The organism is Halospina denitrificans (assembly GCF_004364635.1).
Taxonomy (GTDB): Bacteria; Pseudomonadota; Gammaproteobacteria; order Pseudomonadales; family Oleiphilaceae; genus Halospina; species Halospina denitrificans.
The window spans coordinates 121,806-137,502 of sequence record NZ_SOAX01000001.1 but is presented as its reverse complement, the minus strand read 5'-3'; the positions used below and the strand labels follow the sequence as shown (position 1 = coordinate 137,502).

The window sequence follows — 15,697 nt, the reverse complement described above, 5'->3', positions numbered from 1 at the left end:
CGGATGAGTACAACGGAGCAGCCGCCCCTGACAATTCACGCCGGCGATCAGGCTCTTGCCCGCATCCGTGAGCGTGGGCTGCGTCCGGAAGACGTGGGCACGATTCCCGGCGCCGCAGGGGGCCCCAAGGCCCTGGGGCTTCAGGGGCTGGACCGCGTCCTGTTTGGTGACTGGCTCCAGCGCGCGCCGCGCGAACGCGCGCTGATCGGCTCGTCCATCGGCAGCTGGCGTTTCGCCTGTGTCTGCCTGCCGGATCCGGTCGCGGCGCTGGAAAGGCTGGGGGAGCTCTACACGGCACAGCGCTTCTTCAAGGGGATAACCGCGGCGCAGGTCTCCGAGCAGTGCCGGCAGATGCTGGACGACCTGATGCAGGGTCAGGAAGCTGAGATCCTGGCTCAGGAGAAGTATCGCCTCAACGTGCTGGTCGCCCGCTCTCGAGGCATTCTCGGGTCGGATGCTAGGCCATTGCTGGGAATGGGGCTGGCGGCCGTGGTGCTGGCCAACACCCTTCACCGTCCCTGGATGCGCCTGGGTTTTGAGCGGGTGGTTCTGCATGACCCAAGGGCACGGCCACCACTCGGTTCCCTCGATGCGCTCTCAGGCCGCTACGAAGCACTGACACCGGACAATCTCCGCGATGCACTGCTGGCATCGGGCTCCATTCCCCTGGTGATGGAAGCCGTGGACAGGATCAAGGGGGTACCGGGGAAGCGCTTCCGGGATGGTGGTCTTACGGACTATCATCTGGATCTGCCCTACGCCGGGGATGACCTGGTCCTGTACCCGCACTTCACGGATCGCGTTGTGCCGGGCTGGTTCGACAAGGGGTTGTCCTGGCGTCATGGTGACCCGGAGCGGCTGCGGAACCTGGTGCTGATTGCGCCCTCCCGGGGTTATCTGGCATCCCTGCCGGACGGCCATCTGCCGGACCGGCGCGATTTTCCCGCCTATGAAGGCGATGACGGAACACGGGAGCGCCACTGGCGTCAGGCAATAGCGGAGAGCGAGCGCCTGGGAGACTATTTTCTGGAGCTTGTCGACAACGGCCGCGTCGCGGACGTTGCCAGGCCGTTGCGTGAGATTACCGGGTAATCACTCGTCCCGGTAGAACGCCCGCTGAAGGTCTTCCACCTGCCGGCGAAGAGCCCGTACTTCCTCGATCAGGTCCAGGGACAGGGCCACGCCGGGCAGGTTGACCTCCAGGTCGCGCCTGAGGCGTTCCGCCTTCTTCACGCGTACCAGATCCTCCCCGGCAAAGACCCATTCCCGTGGCGTTCTACCCCTGCGGGGCTGGACAATGCCAAACTCCACGAGCTCAATCACGTACTCGGCATTCACCTGGCAGTCGTAACAGAGTTCGTGCAGCGTCAGCTGCATGAACTCGTCCATCATCTCCGCCTCAGTGCTGTTCCTGGCCATTGCTTAGACTCCGAGGTGTTCACGCGGGTTGAAGGGTACTTCCTCCGACAGCTCACGGAAGAGTTCTTTGCTGCGCGCCGTCTGTTTCGGCGGCATGGCAACCTGCAGGACCACGTACTGGTTGCCGGGGTGCTTGCCGGGCATGCCCTTGCCTCTCAGGCGCAGCTTCTGGCCTTCCCTTGAGCCCTCGGGCACCTTGAGGGTTGCCTTTCCGCCCATGGTGGGTACCGGGATGCTGGCGCCGAGGGCGGCTTCCCAGGGGGCGATCGGAACCGTTACATAAAGGTCGCCCCCATCCAGACGGAAGTGGGGATGGGGGGCGATCCTTACATCCAGGTAGAGGTCGCCTGCCGGCCCGTTACCGATGCCGGCGCCGCCCTTTCCACGCAGACGTATGTGCTGGCCATCACGGACGCCGGCCGGGATCCTGACCTTGAGGGTCTGCTCCTCGCGGCGTACCTGGCCGTCCGGACCGGGTTGCGGCGTCTGCAGGCGCAGGGACTTTTCGCAGCCATTGTACGCTTCCTCAAGGAAGAGCGAGATCTGGTGATGCAGGTCTTCGCCCTTCATGGAGAAGCCCTGGCCACGTTGTTGCCGGAACCCCCCGCCACCAGCACCAAAGATGGATTCGAAAAAGTCACTGAAGTCCGTGCTGTCGGCACCGGTGAAGCCGCCCCGGGAGAAGCTGGCGCCGGATTCCCAGCCGGGCGGTGGCTCGAAACCGGCGTCACCACCCTGGCCGTACTTACGCAGCTGGTCGTACTCCGCCCGTTTCTCATCGTCCTTAAGGACCTCGTAAGCTTCGCTCACGTCCTTGAACTGATCTTCCGCATTCTCTTCCTTGCTCACGTCCGGATGATACTTGCGGGCGAGCTTTCGGTAGGCGGACTTGATTTCCGATTTGGACGCATCCTCATCCACGCCGAGGATCTTGTAGTAATCCTTGAATTCCATCACCCAACCTCTGGTTTGACCGGGTAGCCGTATTGGCCTGCGTTACACTCTATTAGATGGTGACGATTTTCCATCCTTCAATGGGACGAGTGCGGCCAGGCTACCGCACGAAAGCCCTGACAGTGGGACAATGCATCGCACACGGTGCAGATCTGGATCCGAACCGGGACGTTGCTGCCATCCCTGTGGAGCAGATAGGTATCCAGGCGCGTGATGGTGCGCTCGCGCTTACTGCTGTGAAAGGCGTCCGTAAGGCGCTGGTGCTCCGTTTCGGGCACGAGCTCCGCCAGCGCGAGCCCCGCGAGGTCGGACGGGGCTCGGCCCAGCAGAGGCTGGACCTGGGCGGAGATATAGCCAATGGCCTGGTGATCGTCGAGTTCAAGGCCGATACCGCCGCCCAGCTGAAGGAAGTCGCGGGTGCGCTGCTCACTGTCCGACAGGGCACGGGTCATCACCTCCTTCTCCACACGCTTGTTTTCGAGTGCGCGTCGGTCGCGGTCGCGCAGTCTATCCATATACACCATGCGTCGGAGGCCCAGGCGGTAGTAACGCACGAGCTGCCAGGCAAGCAGGGTGAGGGCAATGGTAAGAGCGACACCGCCGAAAAGCAGTCCGTTCAGCAGAAAGGCTCCGTGGCTGTTTTCGAGGGTGCCCACACTCTGGCTGCGAACCAGCCACTGGCGATCGCCGAGGCTGATGGTGGTTTCGTGGACGGGCCCCTCAAGGCTTTCCTCGTGGTTGGAATAGAGGGGCAGGGGATCATGTTGCTGAAGGTCCATAACACTGATCCGCAGGCGTGGTTTTTTGCCGAGCCTGAGGTTTTCAGCGATGAGTGTTTCCGGGTCAAAAAGATTGACGAGGTATTGCGCGTCGATGTCAGCGCCGGTGGCAACCACAAGGCCCTGAACCAGGGTGCCGTCCACACGGAAATGAGGTGTCGCTACGAACCCGCTTTCCGGGAACTGCTCAGGAAGCTGTTTCCAGAAAGGTTGTTTGAGGGTGTTTGTTGCCAGGGCGTCCGGAGCATTGTCGGCCAGGCGTGCGTCGGTCACCTCGAGCTCGCCGTCATCGCCGGAGTCTATCCTGAGTACCCCCTGCCAGCCAGCCATGGTGCCCACGAGTTCGCCGGCGCCGCTATCGGGGGATCGGGCGAACAGCTGTAACAGTTGCTCCTGCTGGGTCAGTCGGTCATCCAGGCTCTGTGCCTGGAGCGCATGAAGGGGGGCAGCGCTGTCATCCGTGGCCTCGATGAGCGCCTGACGCGTTTCCATCCATAGAAGGGCGGTCAATACCAATCCGACTACCAGTACCACGGCGGGCAGTAGTCGATACCAGGCGGGCTGGTCGGCATCGGAAGCGGTTTCTGAATCCATGAACCTGTATCTCCCGGAATTTTCAGTATGCAATCACTTTAGCGCAGTGGCGCGGGGACACCAAGTGTCCGTTTTATCAACTAACGCTGCGGGCGCGTGCAAGCCAAAGGATCAGGAAAAAGCCGAAGGCGGCGACGACGACGGAAGGGCCGGCCGGGGTGTCGAGGAACCATGAAAGGGTAAGGCCCAGGGTGACCGCCAACATGCCTATCAGCGAGGCCGTGATCGCCATGCGTTCCGGGGTTCCGGACACCGGCCGGGCGGCGGCCGCTGGTATGATCAGCAGGGCAGTGATGAGCAGAACGCCGACGATTTTCATGGCGGTGGCGATGACCAGTGAGAGCATCAGCATCAGAGCCAGGCGCAGCCAACCGGTGGAGTGGCCCTCGACGGCGGCGAGCTCATCGTGGATGGTGATCATCAGCAGGCCACGCCAGAGAAAAACCAGCATGCCCAGGATCAGCAATCCGCCAAGGGCAATCCAGAGCAGATCCCGGCGGTTGATGGCCAGAAGGTCGCCGAAGAGATAGCCGGTGAGGTCGATGCGGAAATCCTGCATCAGCCCGAGCACCACAAGGCCAATTGCCAGGGAACTGTGGGAGAGGATGCCCAGCATCGTATCGCTGGCCAGGGATTGCTGGCGCGACAGCAGCATGAGTATGACCGCCAGGGCGACACAGACCAGCGCGATGCTCAGGTTGAGATTCGCCTGGAACAGGGTACCCAGGGCAATCCCCAGAAGGGCGGAGTGCGCCAGGGTATCGCCGAAGTAGGCCATGCGCCGCCAGACCACGAAGCACCCGAGGGGACCCGCCACCAGGGCCACCATCAGACCCCCGAGTAATGCCCGCCAGAAAAAGTCGTTGAGAATCGCGTCGATCATAGGTCGTGGCTGTGATTGTGGTGGTGGTGATAGACCGCCAGGGTCTGCGCCAGGCGTTCGCCGAAGAGGTTGACGAAAGCCGGGTCCCGCGAGATCTGCTCGGGTTGACCCCGGCAGCAGATATGGCCGTTAAGGCACAGGACGGTGTCTGTTGAGGCCATGACCAGGTGCAGGTCATGGGAGACCGTCAGTACCGCGCAGTTGAGTTCGTCGCGGATCTCCCGGATCAGTTCGTACAGTGCCGTCTGGCCGTTGACGTCGAGTCCCTGGGCCGGTTCATCCAGGACCAGCAGATCGGGATTGCGCAGGATCGCCCTTGCCAGCAGTACACGCTGGAACTCACCGCCGGAGAGGTAGTGAACCGAGGCCTGGCGCAGGTGCCCGACACCGGTGCGCTCCAGGGCCCGGGCGATCTGTCTGTGCTCGGAGGTGGCGAGGCGCAGGAAGCGGTTGACGGTCAGCGGCAGAGTCGGCTGCAGGGAGAGATTCTGGGGGACGTAACCGATCCGGGCACCGCGACGCCGTTCAGCCCGCCCCTCGGTGGGCGACTCGATACCCAGCATCAGCTTGATCAGGCTGGTCTTGCCAGCGCCATTGGGGCCGATGACGGTGACGATGTCACCGGGGTTCATCTCAAACGTCAGGTCCTGGAGGATGCGCTTGTCCCCATAGCGCAGGCCGGCATTGGTGAGCGAAACCACCGGTTCCGTCATGACGCTGGCGCGTCCTGGCAGGCGGGGCAGACACCGTTTACCTCGATCACGGCGCCGGCATGCTGGAAACCCTGGTCACGGGATTCCGCTTCTATGGCTCCGTGGATGCTTTTCGCCTCGATTTCCAGCACGTTATGGCACCGGTTACAGATCAGGAAGCAGCCGGTGTGGCGGTGATCCGGCTGGTTACAGCCGACAAAGGCATTGAGCGATGCAATCCGGTGAACCAGCCCCATCTGCTGCAGAAAATCCAGGGTTCGGTAGACGGTCGGGGGTGCGGCCTTACGTCCTTCCGCATTCAGCGAATCCAGAATGTCATAGGCGCCCAGTGGCCGGTGTGACTGCCATACCAACGAGAGCACCTGCTCGCGCAGGCGGGTCATGCGGGCCCCCGCTTCCTGGCAGATGCGGTGGGCATCCGCCATGGCCTGGCTGATGCAGGCCTGGTGGTCGTGGGATCGATAGGGCAGAGGCGTTGTCATGCGTTATAGTGTAACACTGCCCCCCGGGCCCGGGAAGTATCTAGCCGCTGACGCCCGCGGCCAGTGACTCCAGAATGGAAAGGTCGGGAATAACGCATTCCTCGCCTTCGAACCGGACCTTCATGAGGCCGGCCATGCCACGGTCGCTCCCTGTCTTTTTCTTGAGGTCGGTCGGAGCGACTTTCGCCTGTGTTGGGATGCCCTGTGTGGCCAGGGCAATGAACGGCATGGACTTATGCTTGTCCGTTATGGTGTTGAGTACCAGGATCCGGCCGCGACGGCCTTCGGGTGTGGCCGGTTCACCGCCATTGGCGGCTTCCCAGGAGAGCACCGGCAGCGACACGCCCCGCCACTGGATGCGGCCGAGGAACCAGCGGCGCTCACTGTTGTCGGTCTCCAGGTCGTAGTCAACGATCTCCGCGATGGAGACGTTGGGCAGCAGCAGTGTCTGGTCGCGAACCGGAATCAGTACGCAGGACAGTTGTTCGGATGTTTCGGCCATGATGGTTTCCTTGCTGACAGCCTATGCTGAGTTGCACTTTGATTTGTTCCCGAGAAGGAACTGTTCTTCCAGCGTTCGCAGCAGCTGCGCGGCCAGTTCCCGCGGCGTCCCCTCGAACCCCGCCGAGCCCGTGGCCTGCACCGATTCCGGCATGGCGCCACTGGCACAGCTGTCCGGGGTCTGGATCCAGATATGGCTGCCGGCCTGCTTCATGGCAGGGGCGCCCAGGGCACCGTCGTTTCCCATGCCGCTGAAGATAATGGCGTGGCAGTGATCGCGATAGGTCCTCGACAGGTTAAGCATGACCTGATCGATGGAGGGGCCATAGGGGCCCGGCCAGGGGTCGTCACGGAACTGCACACGGGCCTGTTCGTCCAGCCAGATGTCGCGATCCACCGGAACCTGCAGGACTTCACCGGTGTACAGGGTACGGTTCTCCTCAGCAGGCACGAGGCTGTAGTGGGCATCCCGGGTCAGTACGCGCCCCAGGACCTCGCTGAAACGGGTATCAATATGCTGGGCATAGACGAAGCCGACGGGAAGGCCGGGCGGCAGGGCATCCAGGAACTCCTTGACCGCCGCCGGCCCGCCCAGCGAGGCGCCCAGGATCCAGATCTGTTCCACCGGTCGGGGTTGTAAGACCGGGGTTATCCATTGTGGCAGAGCGAGGCTTTCCGAGCCGGTGCCGGCGTCGGCCAGGGCTTCCAGCGTGTCCTTGTCTTCCAGTGCCTCAAGGCTTCCGAGCTGGTCTTCCAGCTTGACGAAAAGGCGCCGTTCCCAGCGAATGTACTCCTGGCGTCCCGGTACCGGGGCGGCGCCGGGCCCGAACAGCACCGTCCAGTCGTCACGGTTGAGCAGCGTCTCGATCAGATCGGGATATTCCTCCTCGTCCGTGAGCTCGACCAGACAGAGATCCGCGTCCGGAATTGTCTTTTCCCCCGCAAAGCGGGCGGGGTCGCCGATAAAGACAATGCTCACACCGTATTTGTCGAGCGCCTGTTGCAGCCTGTGGCGCTGCAGCACGTCATCGGCAATGATGATGACGTTCTGCCCGCTGCTCATGGGGCCTCCTCGACTCCGGCCTGCTCCATGATGGTATCGAGCAGTTCCTGCTCCTGGAACGGCTTGCCGAGATAGTGGTTCACCCCGATGGCCTCGGCCCGCTCGCGGTGTTTCTCACCGGTACGTGATGTGATCATGATGATGGGCACATCCTTGAGGGCGCTGTCGTGACGGATGAAGCTGGCGACCTCGAAGCCATCCATGCGCGGCATCTCGATGTCGAGCAGCACCACGTCCGGGCGGTGGTCCTGGAGTTGGCCAACGGCGTCGAGACCGTCCTTGGCCAGCAGTACCTCCATCCCGTGCCGCTCGAGCAGCCTGGAGGTGACCTTGCGCACCGTGACCGAGTCGTCCACCACCATGACCTGGGTGGGCCTGTGTTCGCGGGTGGCCTCGCGGGTCTCGACAGCGGCGAGCATGCGCTGGCGCTGGGCCAGGATATCGCCCCGGATCATGGCCGGCAGGTCGAGGATCACCACCACGTTGCCATCGCCCAGGATGGTGGCGCCGGAAACGCCACGAACGCTGCCGAACTGCGGCCCCAGGGATTTCACGACGATCTCGCGGCTGCCCATGAGGCTGTCCACCTGCAGGGCCATGGGCTGGTCGGCGCCGCGTACCAGCATCACCGGCAGCGGCAGGGCCTGACCCTGGAGCTTGGGCTGGCTCTCGGAATTGAGCAGCGCGCCCAGGTATTGCAGGCGGTATTGCTGGTCGGCGTACTCGTACAGCGGCGCGTTTGGCTGGTAGTACTCCTCCAGCTCATAGGTGCTGACCCGGACAATACCCTCAATGGTGTTCAGCGGGATGGCATAGTAGTCCTCGCCGATGGTGACCATCAGGGCGCGGTTCACGGAGACCGTGAAGGGCAGGCGTACGGTGAAGGTGGTGCCCTGGCCCAGGCTGGAGTCGATGTCCAGGCTGCCGCCAAGCTGTTTGATCTCGCTGGCGACCACGTCCATGCCCACGCCACGCCCGGAGATCTGGGTCACGGAGGCGGCGGTGGAGAAACCGGGCTGGAGGATGAACTGCAGGATTTCATGATCACTCAGGTCCTCGCCGCTCTCCAGCAGGCCCTGCTTGATGGCCTTCTCGCGCACCTTCTTGGTGGAGATGCCACCGCCGTCATCCTGAAGCCGCAGCACCACCTCACCGCCTTCGCGGCTGAGGTTCAGCGAGATATTGCCGTTCCTGGATTTACCGGCCTTCTTGCGTTCTTCCTCGCCTTCGATACCGTGGTCAATGGCATTGCGCAGCATGTGTTCCAGCGGCGCGACCATGCGCTCGAGGACGGTACGATCCAGCTCGCCTTCGGCGTTGTTCACCTCGAAATGGGCCTTCTTGCCGGTCTCTCCGGAGATCTGGCGCACGATCCGGCGCAGCCTCGGCACCATGGAGGAGAAGGGCACCATGCGCGTCTTCATGAGCCCTTCCTGGAGTTCGGTGTTGGTGCGCTGCTGCTGCAGGAGCAGTGTTTCGGCATCACGCACTTTCTCGTTCATGGTCTCGCGCAGGTCGGCCATGTCCGATGCGGACTCGGAGAGTGCCCGTGAGAGCTGCTGGATGGAGGAGTAGCGGTCCATCTCCAGCGGGTCGAAGTCCTCCTGGTAATCCGGGCCGAACTCCTGTTCGGCGCGATGCAGGATCTGGGCCTCGGTCTCGATTTCCATGCGCCGCAGCTGTTCCCGCAGTCGCTCGGTCGTGGCGGCCATCTCGTCCAGTGTATGGCTGAAATCGTTGATCTGTTGTTCCATGCGACCGCGGGTGATGCTGCTCTCGCCGGCCAGGTTTACCAGCTCGTCCATCAACTGGGCGTTGATGCGGATGGTTTCCTGGGCACTGCGGGCCAGTTCGGCCTTGCGCTGGTCACGGCCCTGCTGTTTGTCCTGTTCCCTGGTGTCGGTCTTTGCCGGTGCCTTTTCAGGTGTCTGCTCAGGCTCCTTCGTCTGAGGCTCTTCAGTGGGTTCAGGTGTTGTTTCCGCCTCCTCCGGTGGAGCGGCGGGTGTCGCTTGCGGCTCTTCGGTTTCATCGGGCTCGGACTGGAGCGTTGCTCGGGATTCTTCTTCTGCAAGCCCGCTGTGATACGCGTTCTGGACGTGCTCCACGCGGCTGATGATTTCATCATGGAGCTTATGGATCTGCTCCCATTCCTGCTCGCTGGGGACGTTCCCCTGCTGTTCAATCCTTGAAAGCAGGCTCTCAAAGTGGTGGGCCCGCTCACCGAGTATGCTCAGCTCGGCCAGCCGGGCGCCGCCCTTGATGGTGTGCAGGGTGCGCTGGGCTTCGTTACTGTGTTTTTCGGCCTCATCCCCTTCGGCGTTGCGCCAGGCAGCCAGGGTGTTGTCGAGGGTATCGACCAGTTCACCGGCTTCCTCGAGGAAGATTTCAAGAACTTCCGGGTCGACGTTTTCCGGGTCGTCCTCGTCACCATGATCCGCAGTTTCAGTCGCTGGCGCTTCCGCGGTGTCGTCAGCGCCGGGTGTTTCTCCAGCTTCCACCTGCCCGAGCATGGACTGTAGTCTGGCAAGTGCCTGTTGACTGTAGTGCAGCGCCTGGGTGCTGTCGCCGGCCCCTTCGACGACGCTGTCGAGGGTGCTTTCCCATTCGTCAGCAAGCGTGCCTATGGCGCTCAGTTCGGACAGGCGTGCACCGCCCTTGAGGGTGTGCAGCTCTTCCTGCATGCGATTGATGGGGTCGCCCTGTTCCGGGTTGGCTTCCCATTCGGTGATGGATTGCTGCAGCACATTTTCAATTTCCCGGGCCTCGTCCAGGAAGAGGATGTTGAGTTCACTGTCCGGGGCTTGCGCCGTGTCACTTTCCGCCTCTGCTTCGGGGGCTGATGCTGTCTCAGGCTCAGGCTCAGGCTCAGGCTCAGGCTCAGGCTCAGGCTCAGGCTCAGGCTCAGGCTCAGGCTCAGGCTCAGGCTCAGGCTCAGGCTCCTGGGCTTCCGCCGGCTTGCCGCTGATTACCGCATGGACGCGCTGGGAGAGTTCGGAGGCATCTTCACAGGGTTTGAAGTCACTGACCTGTTCCACCATCCGGGCCAGCGCATCGTGGCATTCGAGCAGGAGTTCGCCGGTGTCTTCACCCAGTTCCAGCCGCCCTTCGGCGACCCGTTCGAAAAGTTCCTCAAGTTCGTGGGACAGGTCCGCGATCGGAGCAATCTCTGCCATGCGGGCGCCGCCCTTGAGGGTGTGGACATCCCGCTGCAGGGTTTTGGCGAGGTCGATGTTGGAGGTATCCGCCATGTACTGGTGCAGGGCTTCACCGGTGCTGTCCACCAGCTCGTGCGCCTCTTCCAGGAAGATTTCGGCAAGCTCCGGATCCAGGTCCGCCTGCTGGGCTGCATCCTGTGGAGACGGTCCAGGTTCTGTTTCAGGCTCGGGCTCGGGTTCGGGCTCGGGTTCGGGCTCGGGTTCGGGCTCGGGTTCGGGTTCCGCCTCTGCTTCTGCTTCGGGTTCAGGTTCTGCTGCCGCCTCGGGTGGCTCTTCCGGTTCGGGCTCTTCCTCTGCTTCAGGCTCAGGCTCGGATTTCGCCTCATCCGTTTCGGGGACCTCGGGGAGTGGCTCCTCCTCGTCCTCGGAAACCTCCGGCAGCTCGCTCAGTTCGAGCTCCTCGCTGAGGCTCTGGTCCATGGAGTCCAGGTCGCCGCCAAACTGTTCCTGGAATGCCTGTTCCTGGGCTTCACTTCGTGCCTGGCGCAGGTCGGCGGCCTGCTCGTTGAGGCGGGTGACCAGGGTCATCGAGGATTCGGTTGCGAGTCCGGCAGCCAGCTGGTCCATGAGGTTGATGAGCGCTTCGTGGGCCTCCCTCAGCAGTGTTGCCATGGACTCATCCGGAACCTCCGGTGCCTCGAGGACCTCGGCGTAAAGGTGCTCCAGTGCGTCAGCAAGTTCGCTTACATGGGAAACGCCGGCTTTCTCGGCGCTCCGCGCCAGTCCTGAAAGACTCTCCGTCAGCGGTTTCAGGTGGTCGCTGTCCGCGTTGCCGGAAAGCCATTCCTCAAGGGTCCGGTCGGCATCAAGGAGTTGTTCGATGCCCTCGTTCAGGAATATCTGGATCAGGTTTGTATCGGGCTTTCTGCCGGGCTGGGGCGCGGCATATTCCCTGTCCTCCGGGAAACGGCGCCGTGCCAGGTCGTCGAGTTCCTCAAGGAATTCCTCGGTTCCTGCAAGGGGTGCTTTCGGGTCGGATTCGATCTGGTCGAGACCCTGTTGCACGAAGTCCCGGATACGGGCCAACAGTGCTATAACCTCCGGGTCGGCGTCCTCGCCCGCGGCTCTTGCCCGTTTCACGAATTTTTCCATGGGCGCGATGATGCGGGCTATGGGCTCAATGCCGGCTGTGTGCGCGCTGCCCTTGAGGGTATGCAGGGCGCGGGACAGGTCATCCGTATAGGGCAGTGAATTCCGGCCCTCGGCGTTTTTGAGGAACCGGGTGAGCGTCTCCAGGTGACTGTCGGTTTCCGAGCGGAAAATATCGAGAAGCACGGGGTCAATGGTGCTTTCCCAGTCATCCGCGTCTTCTGTTGCTGGTTGTGGTGCTTCAGTGCGCTCTTCCTCACCCGCCGGTTCCGGTGTTTCGGCCGTGGTTTCGGTATCGGGCAGCTCACCCCGGGCCAGCGCATCGGCGCGCGCCTTGAAGCGGGTAATGTCCACGGAGGGGGCGCGTTGATACTTGAAATCCTCGACCAGGGTGGGGATGGCGTCGGTCACATCCTGGAGGACGGCGGCCATGTCATCGCCCATGGAAACGGTGCCGTCGATGATCCGGTTCAGGCCGTTCTCCACGGACCAGGCAAGCTCGCCGATCTGGTTGGCCTCCACCATGCGACCGCTGCCTTTCAGCGTATGGAAGGCACGCCGGACTTCCGACAGGGCGGTCGCGTTGTCGTACTGCTCAAGGAGCTGGGGCAGGAATTCGCGGATGGTCTCGAGGACTTCTTCGGCTTCCTCAATGAAAATATCCAGAATTTCCTGGTCAACGAGGGGCTCGTCCTCCGGGGCTTCCGGCTCCGCAGCACCGCTATCCTCGGTTTCAGCGGTTTCAGCGGTTTCAGCGGTTTCAGCGGTTTCAGCGGTTTCAGCGGTTTCAATATCTCCCTGTTCCGCTGATTCCGGGGCTGGCTCTTCTGCCTCTTGCTGCGGGGCTTCGGTTTCACCCGCATCCGCAAGCGGCTTTGCGTCACTCTCCGCCTCTTCAGCCTCTGGCTGGCGTGCCGCAACCAGAGCATGTGCCTCTTCCATCAGCGCATTAACGTCACCACCGACCTGGCCCTCACGGAATTCCTGGATCAGGCCAGGCAGCCGCTCGATAACCCGGTCAAGAAGGCTGTAGACACTGTCGTTGGGTGTAATGGAGCGGTCCAGAACGCGGTTGAGCAGGTTCTCCACGGCCCAGGCCAGCTCGCCAATGCTGGTGGCCCCCACCAGACGGCCACTGCCCTTGAGGGTATGGAAGGCCCGGCGCACATCGGTGAGTGCGTCCCGGTCTTCGGAATCATTGCGGAAGCGCGGGTACTGCTCGCGAATGGTCTCGAGGACCTCGTCCGCTTCCTCGACAAAGATCTCCAGGATCTCATCGTCCACCAGTTCGGAATCGCGTTCCTTGGGCTCGGCCGGGGCTGCCTGGGTCTGCTCGGCCTCCGCTGTCTGGTCCGCTTCGGGTTTCGTCCAGGTGGGCTCCTTTCCGGGCGGGAAGCCGAGGCTTTCAAGCCGCTGCTCCGCCATCCCGATGATGGCATCATTATCCTCGATACCGTCCATCAGGCGTTCCAGGTGATATTCGATGCTGGTGATGGCATCCGCCAAGGTATCCAGCTCTTCCCAGCCGGGGACATAGGCCTGATCGAGCAGCACGTCCTGAATGAAGCGTTCGCAGGCGCCGATAACGGTAGCCGTGCGTTCCAGAGGGATCAGGTTGAGGCTGCCGCGGATACTGAACAGCAGCTCGGGCACACCCCGGATTTCCTCCTGATTCCACTGGGAGGCAATGAAATTGACCACACCGGTCTTGACCTGTTCCAGCGCATTGCGCGCCTCACGCAGTACGGCTGCGCTGGCTTCCGTGGCATGCATATCGGTGATGCGGTGACCCGCCGGCCCCTGCTCCTCGGCAGGGGCTGTATCCCGGCCTTCACGATCCGAGAGTCCGGCAATCGAGGCTTCAACGTAGAGAAGTGCCCCGGCTATGTCCATCAGCGTGCCGTCATCCACCGGCTCGTCCGCGTTAATGAGCTTTTCCACCAGTCCGTGCTGATCGTCGATGACACGGCGGGACGATTCCTGGCCCAGCAGGGAGAGCGTGTTTGAGATCTGGCGCAGGCCTGGCAGCAGCTCTTCCAGGTCGCTGTTTTTGCGTTCGCCCACGCGCACGAAGAGGTCCAGTCGATCCTTGAGGTAGGTCAGCTCTTCGGTCAGCACATCCACGACCGAGGTCATGGCGGAACGTGCTGGTGCGTGGCCCTGGGCATGGTCGCCGGTTTCAGACGGCAGGGTCCGGGCAAGCTGGTAGCGCTCGACGATTGTCCTGACCCGCTCGGAGTCACAGTCACTGCCCCTGGCCACGTAATAGAGGAGGTTCTTCAGGACCTCTTCCGGCACGGGATCGCCGAGGATCGTCTGGCTCTCCTGGATCAGCCTGTCGAGCTGGGTGTCCAGCTCGGCGATGATGGCGCTGGCGGCAGCCCCGAGGCTGTTGTGGCCTGAACGCAGGGTATCCACGAAGGCCCCGGCAGCGAGCCAGAGTTCCGCCTGGGGCGTTTTCTGGCAGAGTTTGACCAGCCGCACCAGCACCTTGTCGAGATAATCAAGGTGCGAATCCACGTCCACGCCGCGCTCAAGCCCGGAACGGGCAAACTGGAACATCTGGTAGAGCTTGCGCACGTTGTCCAGCACGCCGGTGGCCTGCAGCCGTTGATTGACCCTGTCGGGAGCTGCAAAGTGTGCCGGTGAGAGATCCGGCTTGAAGAGTGCACTGGCAGTGAAGAAAGGCGCGCTGCGTGCTGCCCGCAGGTCATTCAGAAGCGGCAGCAGACGCACGGGAACGTCATCGTCGCTCTGGTGCAATCCGGACAGGTATTCGGGGAGCTGCAGTATCCCCTGCATCAGACTGCTGATGGCCTTGTCGGTGTCCTCGGGCGGATCATTGAGCAGGGCTTCGGCCAAGGCTTCCATCTCGGCGGCGACCAGGGCCGCCCCATCCAGCTCCACCATTTTCAGGGTGCCGTGCACCTGATGGAGGTGGTTCAGACAGAATCTGAGGCGTGAATGGTCCTCGCGATTCTCCGCAAAGGCTTCAAGGGCCTGCTGGCTCTGCTTCAGGGTTTCCTGAATCTCGCCTCGGACCCATTGCAGCGACAGGCTGTCACCGTGATTGGCCATAATCACTCCGGTTTTCATTCAGGCTGTCTGATCGTTTCCAGGCCAGAACCTGGCTGTTGGCTACCGGTTCAAGTTCCGGATGCTGCCAGTTGGTCAGCTCGCCGCTTCCCAGTATCAACAGGCCGCCTGGAGCCAGTCGCTCCGCCAGGCGGTTGGCAATTTCCCGGCGTCGCCAGCGCCGGAAATAGATCAGGACATTCTGGCAGAAGATAATATCCATGCCGTGCATGGGCGCATGTTTGAGTTCAAGAACATTAAGCTGGGAGAACGCTACCCGGTCGCGGAGTTCGGGAATGATCTGCCGTGTACCATCCTCAAGCGGACGGAAATACCGCTCCTGCCAGAAGGGTGGCGTGGTAACCAGTTTCCTCGGTCCATAGCGGGCGTTTCGGGCCTTATCCAGTGCCACCAGGCTGATATCGGAACCAGTCACACCGAAGTAGCGTTGCCCTGGTGCACTGCCGGCGGCCTCGGAGAGGATCATGGCGAGCGTGTAGGCCTCCTCGCCCGTTGAGCAGCCAAGGCTCCAGGCTTCCACCACGCGACGGTTGGCCCTGGAGAAGAGGTATTCGGCGTGCTCCCGGGCCAGGTTGAATGCTTCCTCGTCCCGGAAGAAGCGGGTCTCCTGAACGGTCAGCCGGTCTACCAGTGTGGCCCACTCGACGATGGCGCCGGGACCATACATGATCTTTTCATAGTAGGCCTGGTAGCTGTCACAGCCGAGTTCCCGCATCCGCGTGCCGAGATTGGCTTCGAGAAAGGAACGGCGCTCGGGCGACAGGGTCATGCCCGTCCTTGATTCAAGCAGATCCCGCCATTGCTCGAACTGCTCATCATCCATGGCATAGCCGGAGCGCAAACCCCGGGATGCCGGATAATGTGTGTTGTCGCAGTCGGCACTGACCATAATGCGCCCATATCAGATCG

At 62.4% G+C, this 15,697-nt stretch carries 11 protein-coding genes; 1 reads left to right on the top strand and 10 read right to left on the bottom strand.

Features of this window, described 5'->3' with window-relative positions; translation table 11 throughout:
* The first annotated feature begins 3 nt into the window (after positions 1 to 3).
* Positions 4 to 1,092, top strand: coding sequence for a patatin-like phospholipase domain-containing protein (locus DES49_RS00625; protein WP_133734456.1), 1,089 nt, complete (start codon positions 4 to 6; stop codon positions 1,090 to 1,092).
* Here DES49_RS00625 and DES49_RS00620 read toward each other — a convergent pair whose 3' ends face one another.
* From DES49_RS00620 to DES49_RS00575, 10 genes are all read right to left on the bottom strand, one after another.
* A complete protein-coding gene (locus DES49_RS00620) occupies positions 1,093 to 1,419 on the bottom strand; it encodes a chaperone modulator CbpM (RefSeq protein WP_243864778.1) in 327 nt (108 codons plus the stop codon).
* 3 nt (positions 1,420 to 1,422) lie between these two features.
* Positions 1,423 to 2,373, bottom strand: coding sequence for a DnaJ C-terminal domain-containing protein (locus DES49_RS00615; protein WP_133734455.1), 951 nt, complete (start codon positions 2,371 to 2,373; stop codon positions 1,423 to 1,425).
* Positions 2,374 to 2,450: 77 nt separating this feature from the next.
* On the bottom strand, positions 2,451 to 3,746 hold the full coding sequence (locus tag DES49_RS00610; RefSeq protein ID WP_133734454.1) for a PAS domain-containing protein: 1,296 nt from the start codon (positions 3,744 to 3,746) through the stop codon (positions 2,451 to 2,453).
* Between the two features lie 76 nt (positions 3,747 to 3,822).
* Entirely contained in the window at positions 3,823 to 4,629 is an 807-nt protein-coding gene (locus tag DES49_RS00605; RefSeq protein ID WP_133734453.1) for an iron chelate uptake ABC transporter family permease subunit, read from the bottom strand.
* On the bottom strand, positions 4,626 to 5,342 hold the full coding sequence (znuC, locus tag DES49_RS00600; RefSeq protein ID WP_133734452.1) for a zinc ABC transporter ATP-binding protein ZnuC: 717 nt from the start codon (positions 5,340 to 5,342) through the stop codon (positions 4,626 to 4,628). The genes DES49_RS00605 and znuC overlap by 4 nt, the downstream gene beginning before the upstream one ends.
* Positions 5,339 to 5,824 (bottom strand): Fur family transcriptional regulator, encoded by a 486-nt coding sequence (locus DES49_RS00595; RefSeq protein WP_133734451.1) that lies wholly within the window; start codon positions 5,822 to 5,824, stop codon positions 5,339 to 5,341. The genes znuC and DES49_RS00595 overlap by 4 nt, the downstream gene beginning before the upstream one ends.
* A 40-nt stretch (positions 5,825 to 5,864) precedes the next feature.
* Positions 5,865 to 6,326: a chemotaxis protein CheW gene (locus DES49_RS00590; RefSeq protein WP_133734450.1), complete on the bottom strand. Its 462-nt coding sequence runs from the start codon at positions 6,324 to 6,326 to the stop codon at positions 5,865 to 5,867.
* Positions 6,327 to 6,347: 21 nt separating this feature from the next.
* A complete protein-coding gene (locus tag DES49_RS00585) occupies positions 6,348 to 7,388 on the bottom strand; it encodes a chemotaxis protein CheB (protein ID WP_133734449.1) in 1,041 nt (346 codons plus the stop codon).
* On the bottom strand, positions 7,385 to 14,770 hold the full coding sequence (locus DES49_RS00580; RefSeq protein ID WP_133734448.1) for an Hpt domain-containing protein: 7,386 nt from the start codon (positions 14,768 to 14,770) through the stop codon (positions 7,385 to 7,387). Before DES49_RS00580 ends, DES49_RS00585 begins: the two co-directional genes overlap by 4 nt.
* On the bottom strand, positions 14,754 to 15,677 hold the full coding sequence (locus DES49_RS00575) for a CheR family methyltransferase (protein ID WP_133734447.1): 924 nt from the start codon (positions 15,675 to 15,677) through the stop codon (positions 14,754 to 14,756). Before DES49_RS00575 ends, DES49_RS00580 begins: the two co-directional genes overlap by 17 nt.
* Between the last annotated feature and the right edge of the window lie 20 nt (positions 15,678 to 15,697).